Origin of the sequence: Acinetobacter sp. 2JN-4 (assembly GCF_003687745.1) — a bacterium.
Lineage (GTDB): Bacteria > Pseudomonadota > Gammaproteobacteria > Pseudomonadales > Moraxellaceae > Acinetobacter > Acinetobacter halotolerans.
In genome coordinates this window covers 105,601-117,870 of sequence record NZ_RDNY01000007.1, presented here as the reverse complement: position 1 = coordinate 117,870, position 12,270 = coordinate 105,601, and the positions used below count along the sequence as shown (strand labels likewise).

General features: G+C 38.2%; 12 protein-coding genes. 5 read left to right on the top strand and 7 right to left on the bottom strand.

Features of this window, described 5'->3' with window-relative positions; genetic code table 11:
* Position 1: 1 nt before the first annotated feature.
* The 4 genes from EAH57_RS11215 to EAH57_RS11200 all read right to left on the bottom strand — a co-directional run bounded on the left by EAH57_RS11215 (position 2) and on the right by EAH57_RS11200 (position 3,610).
* On the bottom strand, positions 2–877 hold the full coding sequence (locus EAH57_RS11215; protein ID WP_171407443.1) for a 5'-methylthioadenosine/S-adenosylhomocysteine nucleosidase: 876 nt from the start codon (positions 875–877) through the stop codon (positions 2–4).
* A 171-nt stretch (positions 878–1,048) separates the two neighbouring features.
* Entirely contained in the window at positions 1,049–2,278 is a 1,230-nt protein-coding gene (gene apbC, locus EAH57_RS11210; protein ID WP_121930128.1) for an iron-sulfur cluster carrier protein ApbC, read from the bottom strand.
* A gap of 157 nt (positions 2,279–2,435) precedes the next feature.
* Positions 2,436–2,885: a hypothetical protein gene (locus tag EAH57_RS11205; protein WP_121930127.1), complete on the bottom strand. Its 450-nt coding sequence runs from the start codon at positions 2,883–2,885 to the stop codon at positions 2,436–2,438.
* A gap of 182 nt (positions 2,886–3,067) precedes the next feature.
* Complete coding sequence (locus EAH57_RS11200; RefSeq protein ID WP_171407442.1) at positions 3,068–3,610, bottom strand: GNAT family N-acetyltransferase; 543 nt, start codon at positions 3,608–3,610, stop codon at positions 3,068–3,070.
* A 107-nt stretch (positions 3,611–3,717) separates the two neighbouring features.
* On the opposite strand from EAH57_RS11200, the gene EAH57_RS11195 reads away from it, so the two are divergent.
* On the top strand, positions 3,718–4,215 hold the full coding sequence (locus EAH57_RS11195; RefSeq protein WP_121930125.1) for a hypothetical protein: 498 nt from the start codon (positions 3,718–3,720) through the stop codon (positions 4,213–4,215).
* A gap of 25 nt (positions 4,216–4,240) precedes the next feature.
* Here the strand turns inward: EAH57_RS11195 and EAH57_RS11190 are convergent, their stop codons facing one another.
* On the bottom strand, positions 4,241–4,702 hold the full coding sequence (locus EAH57_RS11190; protein ID WP_121930124.1) for a hypothetical protein: 462 nt from the start codon (positions 4,700–4,702) through the stop codon (positions 4,241–4,243).
* Positions 4,703–4,901: 199 nt separating this feature from the next.
* Between EAH57_RS11190 and metG the strand changes: the two genes are divergently transcribed.
* Positions 4,902–6,959 (top strand): methionine--tRNA ligase, encoded by a 2,058-nt coding sequence (gene metG / locus EAH57_RS11185; RefSeq protein ID WP_121930123.1) that lies wholly within the window; start codon positions 4,902–4,904, stop codon positions 6,957–6,959.
* Positions 6,960–7,004: 45 nt separating this feature from the next.
* Here the strand turns inward: metG and EAH57_RS11180 are convergent, their stop codons facing one another.
* Entirely contained in the window at positions 7,005–7,763 is a 759-nt protein-coding gene (locus EAH57_RS11180; protein WP_121930122.1) for a class I SAM-dependent methyltransferase, read from the bottom strand.
* 375 nt (positions 7,764–8,138) lie between these two features.
* Here EAH57_RS11180 and EAH57_RS11175 point away from each other — a divergent pair, with 375 nt between their 5' ends.
* The gene (locus EAH57_RS11175; protein WP_121930121.1) at positions 8,139–9,110 is read left to right on the top strand and encodes an MBL fold metallo-hydrolase; all 972 of its coding nucleotides are present in this window, start codon (positions 8,139–8,141) and stop codon (positions 9,108–9,110) included.
* Between the two features lie 57 nt (positions 9,111–9,167).
* Here EAH57_RS11175 and EAH57_RS11170 read toward each other — a convergent pair whose 3' ends face one another.
* On the bottom strand, positions 9,168–9,791 hold the full coding sequence (locus tag EAH57_RS11170; protein ID WP_121930120.1) for a LysE family translocator: 624 nt from the start codon (positions 9,789–9,791) through the stop codon (positions 9,168–9,170).
* A 185-nt stretch (positions 9,792–9,976) separates the two neighbouring features.
* Here EAH57_RS11170 and EAH57_RS11165 point away from each other — a divergent pair, with 185 nt between their 5' ends.
* Positions 9,977–10,525 (top strand): TetR/AcrR family transcriptional regulator, encoded by a 549-nt coding sequence (locus tag EAH57_RS11165; protein WP_121930119.1) that lies wholly within the window; start codon positions 9,977–9,979, stop codon positions 10,523–10,525.
* A gap of 13 nt (positions 10,526–10,538) precedes the next feature.
* Complete coding sequence (locus EAH57_RS11160) at positions 10,539–12,194, top strand: MFS transporter (RefSeq protein WP_121930118.1); 1,656 nt, start codon at positions 10,539–10,541, stop codon at positions 12,192–12,194.
* Positions 12,195–12,270: the final 76 nt, after the last annotated feature.

Genomic DNA, 12,270 nt, shown 5'->3' with positions numbered 1-12,270 from the left:
ATTAATGTCTATTAGTTTTTGCCTTCATATAGTGTTCCGCAACATCTAATACATAATCCTGGCATGCCTCACCTGTAGCCGGATTATAAGCACCATTATTGGTAATATTATTGGATAAAACTCGAATACCCAGAAATGGCACTTTAAATTGATATGCAATTTGCGCAACCGATGCTGCTTCCATTTCCTCAACAGAAGTACCATATGTGCTATGCAAGAAATTAATTCTATCTAATTCATTATTCCAAACATCAGCCGAACCAATCGTACCTTCTACAACTTGCCCTTTGCTATAGTTTGCTTTGGCTTTATAAGCTGCAACCAGTAAGGCTGGATCCCCTTCAAACTTACGTATGGCAATCGGTTCAGGATCAGATTCATCATCAGGAAGTACATCAAATGCTTCATCCCATGTCAGTGAATTTGAACCGCCATTTATACGTTGATAAGGTGTTTTGAATGCACCAATATTAGTCGTATATTTTCCAAGAACAATATCAAATACATGTAAATCAGGATCATGTCCACCCGAAGTACCCTGATTAATAATCGCAATGGGTTGATAGTGTTGAATGGCAATGGCCGTTGCTGCAGCCGAATTACTCATACCCATTCGAGTCTTCGAGATAATCATGGGATAACCCTTATAGCTCCCCTTCCAAAATGTCCAACCTCCTATCGTTTCGACTGTAACACTGTCTAACTTTGAAGCCATTCTTTCGGATTCAATCGGCAATGCACCTTGTATCACGATAGGCTGTAATTGGGGCTTTTTTTGTGCTTGCTGAGAATTCGAATCACCATCTCCATTACAAGCACTTAGAAACAAAGCGGTACAGACACTGGCAATCCCCATAAACCGTTTAAAATGCATCATCCATCTACTCTCAATCGAAAAGAGAAAACAAGCAATCCATATGCCAATTTTTTACTAAATGGTATATTTTTTTAATTCTTATCAATCAGAAAATCATTTTGCTCAGCACATAAAAAAAACCAACATCATGATGTTGGTTTTTTGAAGCGTTAAGCTTGGAAATCGGTTTATTTAGAAAATACGTTTGTCATCTTTTTGATGCTTTGGTAATTTTTCCATTTGCTCAAGCAATGCTTGCGCAATACTCATAAAACTTTCAGCCGCGGCATCTTGCGCAATTACGCTTGGTTTACCTTGATCCGCATGTTCACGAATCTTAGCATCCAAAGGTAAACGCCCGAGTAATGGAATTTGGTATTGCTCAGAAATCTGATCACCACCACCGATCCCAAAAATTTGTTCTTCAAAACCACAATTTGAACAAATATGTGTCGACATATTTTCAATCACACCGAGCACTGGAATGTTGACGCGATTAAACAATTCAATCCCTTTCACCGCATCCATAAGTGCAACGTTCTGAGGTGTTGTTACAATCACTGCACCTGTCACAGGTATACGCTGTGCCAATGTCAATTGGATGTCACCTGTTCCCGGTGGCATATCAATCACCAGCACATCTAAATCTGGCCAAAGCGTTTGATTAAATAATTGCATCAATGCCCCTGTTGCCTTTGGTCCACGCCAAGCCACAGGCGTATTATGCGCCCCAATGAGATGACCGATCGAAATCACCGCCATGCCATAGGCATCTAAAGGAACAAAGTGTTCATTTTCAATTTGTGGTGTTTGACCCGCATTTCCAAGCATCGTTGGAATACTTGGGCCATAGATATCGGCATCGAGAACGCCAACTTTTAAGCCCATTTTTTGTAGTGCAAGTGCAAGATTCACTGTCGTGGTTGATTTACCTACACCACCTTTACCCGATGACACCAAAATAACATTTTGAATGCGTGGATGAGCTGCAATGTCACGTTGTTGTGGTGCTGCTTTTTGAATAGGCGGGTTATTTGGGTCAGTTTCAGCTTTTGCGGACGCATCCATCACAGGAGGTAACTTTGTATTTTCCGCTTTAGGCTTAGAGGAACAACTATGACCTGCTTCGCCATGTGCAGCATGTTTTTGTTGAACGACATGTAGATTTAACTCTTGAATGCCACATTTTTCTAAGGCTTCAGCAAGTTCATCATGGATTTGTTGTAAATGCTCTTTCTCTTCAGGAAAAGTATTAATTGTCAGTTGCAAAATACGACCTTGCACATTCACTTGGCTAATCCGATCTTTTAAGCCATTTTCTGAATAAGGTAATACATAGTTTTGTAGAACTGTTTGAATCTCGTCTTCCTTCACTTCTTGTGCTGGTGAAAAAACAGATTTTAAGGAAGAAAGCCACGACATTTTGTTTACTCCAAAAACAGATCAACAGAGGACTGAGTTTGGTTAGTTTAGCAGGATCGAAGAAGTGACGCTCATATCAAAGAAGACAATTGCTTATTTTTTACAGCATATTTCTTCACAGGATATGAGCGTCGGTTATTTAAGTTTAATCAGCCAACTAGCCTTTGAATTTATTTATAGTATCCGTAGCTGCTTTCTTTAAATCATCCAATTTGCTACTTGCCTGAGCTTTGAGATCATCAAATTTTGCAGCAGCTTCCTCTTTCAATTCAGCCGCTTTTACTTTCGCATCATCTAACTTATGACTTGCTTCTACTTTTAAGTGATCAAATTTGTCTTGAACACTATGTTGCGTATCTTCAAGTTTAGCTTTAATTTCATCTACTTTATTAGAAGCTGCTTCTTTGCTTTCGCTAGTCTGTTCAGATGCATCTTTTTTAAGATCATCTAATGCTTTTTCACCTTTCAACTTAAGCTCCTCAGCTGAGTGCTTTAAATCATCAACCGCTTTTCCACCTTGTAACTGTGCTTCTTTTGCTTTGTGTTTTAAATCATTACCTAAGTCAGCTGCTTGAGTTTTCAACTCATCAATTTTTTCATTTGTCATCTTAATTCCTCACTTATAGGTAAATATAAATTGTTTGGATCAGCCTTAGTTATACCGCGTTTATGTTGATTTTTTAGCGATTGCAGCAAATTGAAACAAAGGATATACAGGAAGATTCAAATCATTTCTGATTGATAACCTTATGAATTTTTGGATATAAAAATCATATAAATGAATAACGTTTAATTTACTTCAAGAAATTCATTTTTAGAGATCTCATATAAGACATGCCAGCTTAAAGGGTGATCTGATTCCAAAGCTGGATGTTGAAATTCTGTGATTTTTCTCATTTTCAACTTTCTCATGACCGCTTGCGATTTTTCATTTCCTAATGTGGTAAATGACACAACTTTGTCTAATTTCAACTGATCAAAAGCGAATGCTAATGCCGCTTGAGCAGCTTCTGGTGCATAGCCTTGCCCCCAATACGCTTGATCAAGTCGCCATCCGATTTCCACAAACGGCGAAAAAGAAAACTGGGTAGGTTGGTCATGTAAACCAGTAAAACCAATAAATTGCTGGTTGTGTTTTAACTCAACCGCCCAAAAGCCCCAGCCTTGAGTCTCGATAATCGACCTCATTCTATCGATCAAGGCATCACTTTCTGCTCGCGTCAGCAGTTTTGGAAAATATTCCATAACCTGTGGATTGGTGCTCATTGTGGCAAAGGATACATAGTCCTCTGCTCGCCACTGTCTTAAACGTAGTCGAGCTGTTTCGATCATTTTTAGACCCATTAAATTTCAATTAAAAACTATTCACAATATAAAAAAATAGATCAGATATACTTTTGCACTATCGAAATCTTAACCTTATTTATAAAGCTTTAAATATGAATGAAAACGAACTTTTAGAAATTCAACATGAACTTCAAGCACAAGAAAAGCGCTTAAGGTACATTCTTTCAAGTAAAAGAAGAATCCAAAGCATGATTGATTCTTTTGAGCGTGATTTGGCAGAACAATTACTTCCTGTCATTCATAATGAAAGCAATGATTATGCTGGAATTGCAACGAGCTTAGCACTTTCGATTTGTTGGAAATTTTCAAAAGTAGAATTCCCAACAACCGTGCATTGGTGTAGCGAGATGAGCATCAGTGATTTAGAGATAAAAGATGAGTTGACTGTTGCGATTAAAGCTCAAGCTTGGTTAGGTACTTTAGGTAGTGATGAACTTTGGCAAACGCCTTTATTTGCTGAAATCACGGTTGACCCAAAGAGCAATAGCTTAAAAAGCTATCACATTCATTTCTTATCTAAAGGCAAAATCATCTCTTTAAGAAAGAATTCTAAGCAAAGTGTGACCGTTAAGCAGATGCAAAGTATGTAATCCTTTGGGATGCATACTTTTTTAATCAAAATAGGATCATGTTCTTCTTTTGATTTACTTTATTCATCACAAAATAACAACTGTTCGCACTCATACAACCCAAAGCCAAAATCGGCAGCATAATGAAATACATCAAAATACCGATCTTTAATGTTGAGAAATCAATGTGGTTCACTTGATCTTCGAACAGAATCGTTAAGACCAGTAAAGCCCAAGCAATTAAGATCACAAAACTTATTTTTAAAAACTGTAATAAATCAAAAATTTGTTTTGGTAATTTCAATACTGCAAAAACAATCAGATAAAAGATAAAAGCCAAAACGATGAGGATTGGGGTCAGATATATCATGACTTCCATGCCATCACTGACCACATGAATCAGATGATTCTGTCGATAATTTAAGAACAAACAAAATGGTATCACGAAGCTAAAAACAGAAACTATACTTGCTGAGACTGATGAACAAACTAATGACCAAGATCTCATTTTTGTTTTCCTCTCTTTGATATTGTGATTATTCTCGATCAAACAGATGTACTTTGATTGAAGTCAAAGTGAAGCTTGTATGAAGTTTCAAAATAATATTCCCGTTAGGCTAAAAAGATTTCACCGATTCCCTTGTGCAAGTCGGTGTTAAGTCATGTAAAATCATCCACCTTGAAATACGAATGAGAGAACAATATCCGTGCGTAAAATTTTAGTCACCAATGCCCTTCCTTATGCCAATGGTCCTATCCATATGGGTCACTTACTCGGTTATATCCAAGCAGATATTTGGGTTCGTGCGATGCGTGCAATGGGTCATGACGTGACTTACGTTTGTGCGGATGATGCTCATGGTACAGCGATCATGCTGCGTGCTGAAGCAAATGGCATTAGCCCAGAAGCACAAATTGCCAACGTTCAAAAAGAACATATCCGTGACTTTGATGGCTTTGGTGTACATTTCGATCACTATGATTCAACCAATAGTGACGAAAACAAAGCACGTTCAGAAGAAATTTATATTAAAAACCGTGAAGCAGGCAATATTGCGATTCGTCCTGTAAATCAGCTATTTGATCCAGAAAAAGGCATGTTCCTCTCTGATCGTTTCATTAAAGGTACATGCCCTAAATGTAAATCGGAAGATCAATACGGCGATGCCTGTGAAGTCTGTGGCACAACCTATAACGCAACTGAACTTCTTGATCCTCGCTCAACCTTGAGCGGTGCAACACCAGTTGAAAAATCATCAGATCACTACTTCTTTAAACTGCCAAATTTCTCAGAATATTTACAGAAATGGACACGTGATCAAGGTCGTTTACCTGTTTCGATTGCCAACAAACTAGATGAATGGTTTGAAGCAGGTTTATCGGATTGGGATATTTCGCGTGATGCGCCTTATTTCGGTTTTGAAATTCCAGATGCACCAAACAAATATTTCTATGTTTGGGTGGATGCACCGATTGGCTATATGTCGAGTTTTGAAAACTACATCAAAACCAAACGCTCTGATTTAAGTTTTGATGATTTCTGGAAAAAAGATTCAGAAAATGAAGTCTATCACTTCATTGGTAAAGACATCGTTTACTTCCATGCACTGTTCTGGCCTGCAATGCTTGAAGGCGCAAACTACCGTACGCCATCTGGTTTATTCGTCAATGGCTTCTTGACTGTGAATGGTCAGAAGATGTCGAAATCTCGCGGTACATTCATCAAAGCTGAAACTTATTTACAGCATTTAAATCCTGAATATTTACGCTATTACTTTGCTTCTAAACTTTCAGACAAAGTTGAAGATTCTGATTTGAACCTAGATGACTTCGTTCAAAAAGTGAATTCGGATCTTGTTGGTAAAGTGGTGAATATTGCGAGCCGTTGTGCAAAATTCATTAATACCAATTTCAATAATACTCTTTCAAGTACCTGTGCTGAGCCTGAACTCGTGCAAAGCTTTATTGATGCAGGCGATTCAATTGCACAAGCATACGAAGCACGCGAATTCTCTGCTGCAATCCGTGAAATCATGGCATTGGCAGATCGTGCGAATCAATACATTGATGAGAAAAAACCTTGGGCACTTGCAAAGCAAGAAGGTCAAGAACAACAAGTTCACGATGTATGCTCAGTGGGTATCAACCTTTTCCGTCAGCTTGCAGTTTACTTATCCCCTGTATTGCCAACACTTGCTTCACAAGTTCAGGCTTTCTTAAAACTTGAAAGTTTTAACTTCGAATCACGTAAGCAAATCTTAATTGCTCATGAAATTGCTCAATTCCAACCGTTAATGCAACGTGTCGACCCGAAAGCAGTTGCTGCAATGGTTGATTCTTCTAAAGATTCTTTAGCGGCTACGGCAGAAGTGCCAAAAGTAGAAAAGAAAAAAGACAAGAAAGCCGAGAAAAAGCCTGAGCCAAAAGTCGGTGAAGCCGAAATTATTGGTATTGAAGATTTTATGAAAGTTGACCTGCGGGTAGCTGAAGTTTTAGAAGCTTCAACTGTCGAAGGTTCGGATAAACTTCTTCAATTGACTTTGGATGTTGGCGAAGCCGAACAACGTAATGTATTTAGTGGCATTCGTGAGTTTTATCAGCCAGAAGACTTAAAAGGCAAATTGGTGGTGATGGTTGCGAACCTTGCGCCACGTAAGATGCGTTTTGGTATTTCTAACGGTATGGTACTTGCAGCGGGTAATGGCGAAGGTGTTTGGGTGATTTCACCTGAATCAGGTGCTAAAGCTGGTGATAAGGTTTCTTAATTAGCTGTGCATGTAAGGCTTCTTCAGAAGCCTTACTATCTCATATTATTTTGTTAAAACCATCCATAACACCTCACTGGTAAAAGAGCCATCTGCTTGAACTTGGTAATATTGCTGGGTTTGAGTCGATGCCTTTTTCTGCAAATCACGTATGGTTTGAACTGCATGTTTAGGCGTATTCATCCGTTCTACCCAACTCTGAAATTCTAAGTCTAAAGTTTGTTTTTCAATTACGTCTACTCTAAACCCAGAAAATTCAGCAAAATCCATCCATTCTTGTAAACTATAATTTCTAACATGGCTAGGATCTCGAATCTTTTCGATGGTTTGAAAAAATGTATCAATGACTGGATGTGAATTCCCAAGGATATCCACAATAATCACTTTGCCGTTTTTTTCTAATACACGATGGATTTCATTCATAGCCTGAGCTACGTTTTGCCAGTGATGTGCTGAATAACGGGTAATCACACAATCAAAACGTTGTGTTGAGAAAGGTAATGACTCTGCTGCTCCTTGCTGACCGAAAATATTTTCAAAGCCCCTTACTTTTGCTTGCGTAGTAACAAGTTCTACCATTGAAGGAGTTAAATCATAAGCAATAATTTCTTCTACATACGGCGCGATATGATAACTAACATGTCCACCTCCACAGCCTAAATCCAGAATTTTTTTAAACTCATATTTTTGGATAAGTTGCTGCATTTTTTTAAATTCAGCCCCTTCGGCATGGACTAAACTATGTAAATAAGCATTTGATTTATTGTGATATTGACTTTGATTTACTTGATGTTGAGTACTCATTTTTTATCCTTAAATTCATTGATTTCTTTTTTAAAATAATCAACTCAATTTAAAAATAAAAATGATCATTTTTTATCTTATTCATAACTTTAAGTAATTAGTGATAATTCTATTCTCCAGAGTAATATTAATTTAAACAATTATAACGGCTAAAAATAAAATCCAAATAATCTACTTATATGAGGTTAAGAATTTCTGCCCTGTTATCTTATTGAAAACTTCTTGCCAAATAAAAATCACAGATACATTAAAAACATTGTAGCTTTTATTACTAGTGCATTTTTTTCATATATTTTGAAACAAGATAGCCCATATAAATCTCTAGTTATTCATGTTAAAAGTAGATAAATCAACTAAATTTGTGAACTTCTATAAATGAACAAAATTCTTATATCCGCTTTAATAAGCACAAGTTTCTTTAGTTTCTCAGCATTTGCAGCCAGCTCTCCTCAAACACCGATCCAACAACAAAAACAAGTCTCTGGCTTTTACCAACATCAAGTTGGTGATGTACAGATTACGGCATTATTGGATGGCACTAACTTTATGTCGCCAAGTCTGTTTAAAGATATATCCCCACAACAAGTCCAAGAAATCTTAAAGAAATACTATGCTGATCAAGACAAAGGTATTCAAACCTCAATCAATGCTTTCCTCGTCAATACAGAAAAATCACTGATTTTAGTAGATAGCGGTGCTGAAAGTTGCTTCGGTGCACATCTTGGTTCTATTTTGAAAAATCTAGTTGCTTCAGGATATAAACCTGAACAAGTCGATACGATTTTACTTACCCATTTGCACCCAGATCATGTTTGTGGCATCAGCCAAAAAGGCACAGCTAATTTCCCCAATGCCACAGTTTATGTATCAAATGATGAGGCTAAATATTGGCTAGATCCAAAACAAACAGCAAAACTACCAAAAGAAAAACAAGCCAACTACTTAAGCACTGTCGAAATGATTAAGGAAGCTATCGCGCCCTATCAAGCGAAACAACGTTTTAAAACATTTAAGCTCGGTGATGAAATTCAAGGCTTTAAAGTCATCAACACGTCAGGACATACGCCGGGACACTATAGTTATGAGCTAAAAACCAAAGATCAAAGTGTCGTGTTTATTGGTGATATTGTTCATTCTCATACCGTGCAATTTGATAAACCTCAAACTGCAATTGAATACGATATCGATCCGAAAAAAGCAGTTCAGACACGTTTAAAACAATTTGCGAATTTTGCCAAGAATGGACAAACCATTGCAGCACCACATTTACCATTTCCAGGGATTGGACATATTTATTCAGCAGATGGTAAAAGTTATCAATGGATTCCAACCCATTTCAAAGATTGAATAATACAACGCCATCACCATCCATAAAAAAGCGACCTATTTGGTCGCTTTCTCATATCATTTCATACCGAAGATCAACTTCAAGCCAAGCAATGTCATCACCCCACCCGCAATGCGATCAAACACAGTTTTAGATTTTAAATAAACTTTACGTGGACCTTCTGCTGACAGTGCGACAGCAACAAGTGAATACCAACCTGCATCAATAAAAAAACACAGCATTGGTAAAACCACATAGAAATTGGTCGGAATTTCTTTAGGTAATAACGCGGTAAAAATACTCGCAAGCACAATCGCAATTTTAGGATTACTTAATTGTGTGATGAGACCTAAACGAAAAGCTTGCGCATAACTCATAGTCTGAACTGCACTTTCCATTGATTCCATCGGCTCCTTCGCATGTTTAATAATTTTGTATGCGAGCCAAAGTAAGTACAGACCACCAAAAATTTTCAAAGCCAAATAAGCTGAAGGCACCGCAAGTAATATCGCCTGTAATCCCATAACAGCTAGAAAACCAAACAAAGCTGCCCCTGTACCTGTACCAAACGCAGTAAATAATCCGTGTTTACGTGAAATCGAAATCGAGTTTTTTGCTACATAAATAAATGTAGGACCGGGACTGATTGCACCTAACATCAATGCCAATGTAATCGAGCCTAAAATCAACATTGATTCCAAGATAAACCTCAAAATTAGTATAATTTTCCATAGAAAATTTTATACGAAAACCACTTAAATAAGATAGTACTCTTCATAACATATCGGTTATTTTACTGAACTAAAACAAAAATCAAAATGACTTGAATTTACTTCGGACAAAAATGTCCGTTAAATATCATGTAAACATTCCTAGAATATAAATCATGTTAAATCGTCAGCAACAAGCAGCTCATAACCGTGATGAGTTACTCAATGCCGCAGAGGAAATCTTCAGAACGCAAGGTGTACACGTGCCCTTACAGGCGATTATTGATCACGCTGGTGTTGGACGTGCAACGTTTTATCGTAATTTTGCTGATCGTCAAGCGTTAATCGCCGCTCTACTCGAACAAGCCATCATTCGTTTAGAACAAAGAGCGCAAGCTTTACTTGAATTTGATGATGGTTTCATTCGCTTGATTGAAGGTCATGTTGAACAGCTCCCTCATCTGATTGTACTGATTGATTACTGGCGTATCATTGATCGCCAAGACCCAATCATGCTAAACATTTATGCACGGCGTGATAAAGCATTACAACCACTCATTGATCGAGCCATACAACATCATTTATGCCGCCCAGATCTAACAACACAAGATTTTGCCATGATTGCGGCGATTTTAGGGTCTTCATTTCAAGGTCATAACGCATCAGATCAGGTTCGTTTGGCTAAACGAGCAATACAATTATTATTAAACGGTATTAAAGTTTAGTTCGAGGCATAAAATGGATAAAACACCTCGTTATCTTGAGACTCCACCTGATTGGTCTGCTGATGAGCGTCCAACACTACCCGGCTCGCCTGCCGCTATTGCACATCCCACACCGAAACGCTTTGCTTATTTTATTATTGGTTTATTTATCTGCATCGCTGCGAGTTTGAGTAATGGATTTATTATCGCTAATTTACCAATTTTCCAAGGTGAATATGCGTTAACCCCCTCTCAAACAGCATGGCTACCTGCCGCTTATGTGATGGCAAACGTCAGCTCGAACTTAATCTTATTCAAAGCGCGACAACAGTATGGATTGCGCCTGTTTTCAGAAATTGGATTATTGGCTTTTATTGCTGTTCTGATTCTTCATCTCATCGTGCAGACTTATGAAATGGCACTGTTTGTTCGGTTTATTGCAGGTTTAGCCGCAGCACCGTTAAGTTCGCTGGGCATGTACTACACCATGCAAGCCTTTGGAAAGGCTGATATGGCGAAAGGAATTTATCTGGCCTTTGGGTTTCAGCAATTAGGCTTGCCTTTAGCTTGGATTATTTCTCCATTCCTACTCAGTGCCAATCAATGGGATGTGATTTACACCTTTGAACTCGGTTTAGCTATTTGTTGTTTTGCGATGGTAGTGGCGTTAAAACTTCCTCGTAGCTTACGCTTAGACGTTTTTGAAAAACAAGATTTTTTCACTTTTGCTTTGCTCGCCCCCGGCTTTGCTTGCTTATGTATCGTACTCACCCAAGGGCCAATTCTATGGTGGTTCAATAGCCCATGGTTGGCTTATACCTTGATCGTTGGTTTTTGCTTGATTGTTTTAGGTCTAACCTATGAGCATTATCGACGTAACCCACTGATTATGACGCGTTGGCTCGCAACAGGTGATTTGCTGAGTTTTGTGGTAAGTGCCTTTGCTTTAAGACTCCTCATGTCCGAACAAAGCTATGCTGCTGTTAATTTTCTAAAAACAATGGGGATGGGACCTGACCAGTTTGTTCCACTCTATGTGGTTATCTTTTGCGGAACCATCGCTGGCTCAGTATTTAGCGCGCTTACTTTTAATAAAGATCGTTTGATCTTAAATCTGTTCCTAGCCGAAATTTTGATTTTTATTGCATGCATACTCGATTATCACCTGACCAGTGATGTTCGCCCTGCGAATTTCTACCGAAGTCAGTTCTTAGTCAGTTTTGCGGGTGGTGTATTTATTGGCCCATTATTGTTGATGGGATTTCTACGTACTTTACAACGTGGTCCGCAGTACGTCGTGACCTTTATCGTACTATTCACCGCCACTCAAAACTTTGGTGGTCTGGTTGGATCATCATTCTTCAATACCTATCAACAACGTCAAACCTACGATTACAAGGTCGAAATCAATAGCAGTTTAGACCCCACTGATCCAGTTGTTGCGCAACGTTTACAGAGCTATCAGCACAGTGCCATGATAACAACCACAGATCCTGCATTACAAAACAAGCAGGCATTGCAAAATTTAAATCAAGTTGTGACGCGTGAAGCTCAAGTCCGTGCCTATAACGACGTCATTGTACTGAATGGCATCTTTGCCGTTATTTTGCTGTTATGGGGCTTATTTAAGTACATACGTGACAAATACATCGCACGAAGAAATATACAACCAGCGAATTCACCTAATTGATTGTTTGATTGAGAAAAGATTATGCCTGAAGAACAAGATAAACCGGAAAAAGAGCTCACCCAAACTACTGAGTCAA

Excerpts from the sequence above, each read along its gene's own strand:
- EAH57_RS11215 (WP_171407443.1), bottom strand. The coding sequence starts at position 877 with ATGATGCATTTTAAACGGTTTATGGGGATTGCCAGTGTCTGTACCGCT.
- apbC (WP_121930128.1), bottom strand. The coding sequence starts at position 2,278 with ATGTCGTGGCTTTCTTCCTTAAAATCTGTTTTTTCACCAGCACAAGAA.
- EAH57_RS11205 (WP_121930127.1), bottom strand. The coding sequence starts at position 2,885 with ATGACAAATGAAAAAATTGATGAGTTGAAAACTCAAGCAGCTGACTTA.
- EAH57_RS11200 (WP_171407442.1), bottom strand. The coding sequence starts at position 3,610 with ATGATCGAAACAGCTCGACTACGTTTAAGACAGTGGCGAGCAGAGGAC.
- EAH57_RS11195 (WP_121930125.1), top strand. The coding sequence starts at position 3,718 with ATGAATGAAAACGAACTTTTAGAAATTCAACATGAACTTCAAGCACAA.
- EAH57_RS11190 (WP_121930124.1), bottom strand. The coding sequence starts at position 4,702 with ATGAGATCTTGGTCATTAGTTTGTTCATCAGTCTCAGCAAGTATAGTT.
- EAH57_RS11180 (WP_121930122.1), bottom strand. The coding sequence starts at position 7,763 with ATGAGTACTCAACATCAAGTAAATCAAAGTCAATATCACAATAAATCA.
- EAH57_RS11175 (WP_121930121.1), top strand. The coding sequence starts at position 8,139 with ATGAACAAAATTCTTATATCCGCTTTAATAAGCACAAGTTTCTTTAGT.
- EAH57_RS11165 (WP_121930119.1), top strand. The coding sequence starts at position 9,977 with ATGTTAAATCGTCAGCAACAAGCAGCTCATAACCGTGATGAGTTACTC.
- EAH57_RS11160 (WP_121930118.1), top strand. The coding sequence starts at position 10,539 with ATGGATAAAACACCTCGTTATCTTGAGACTCCACCTGATTGGTCTGCT.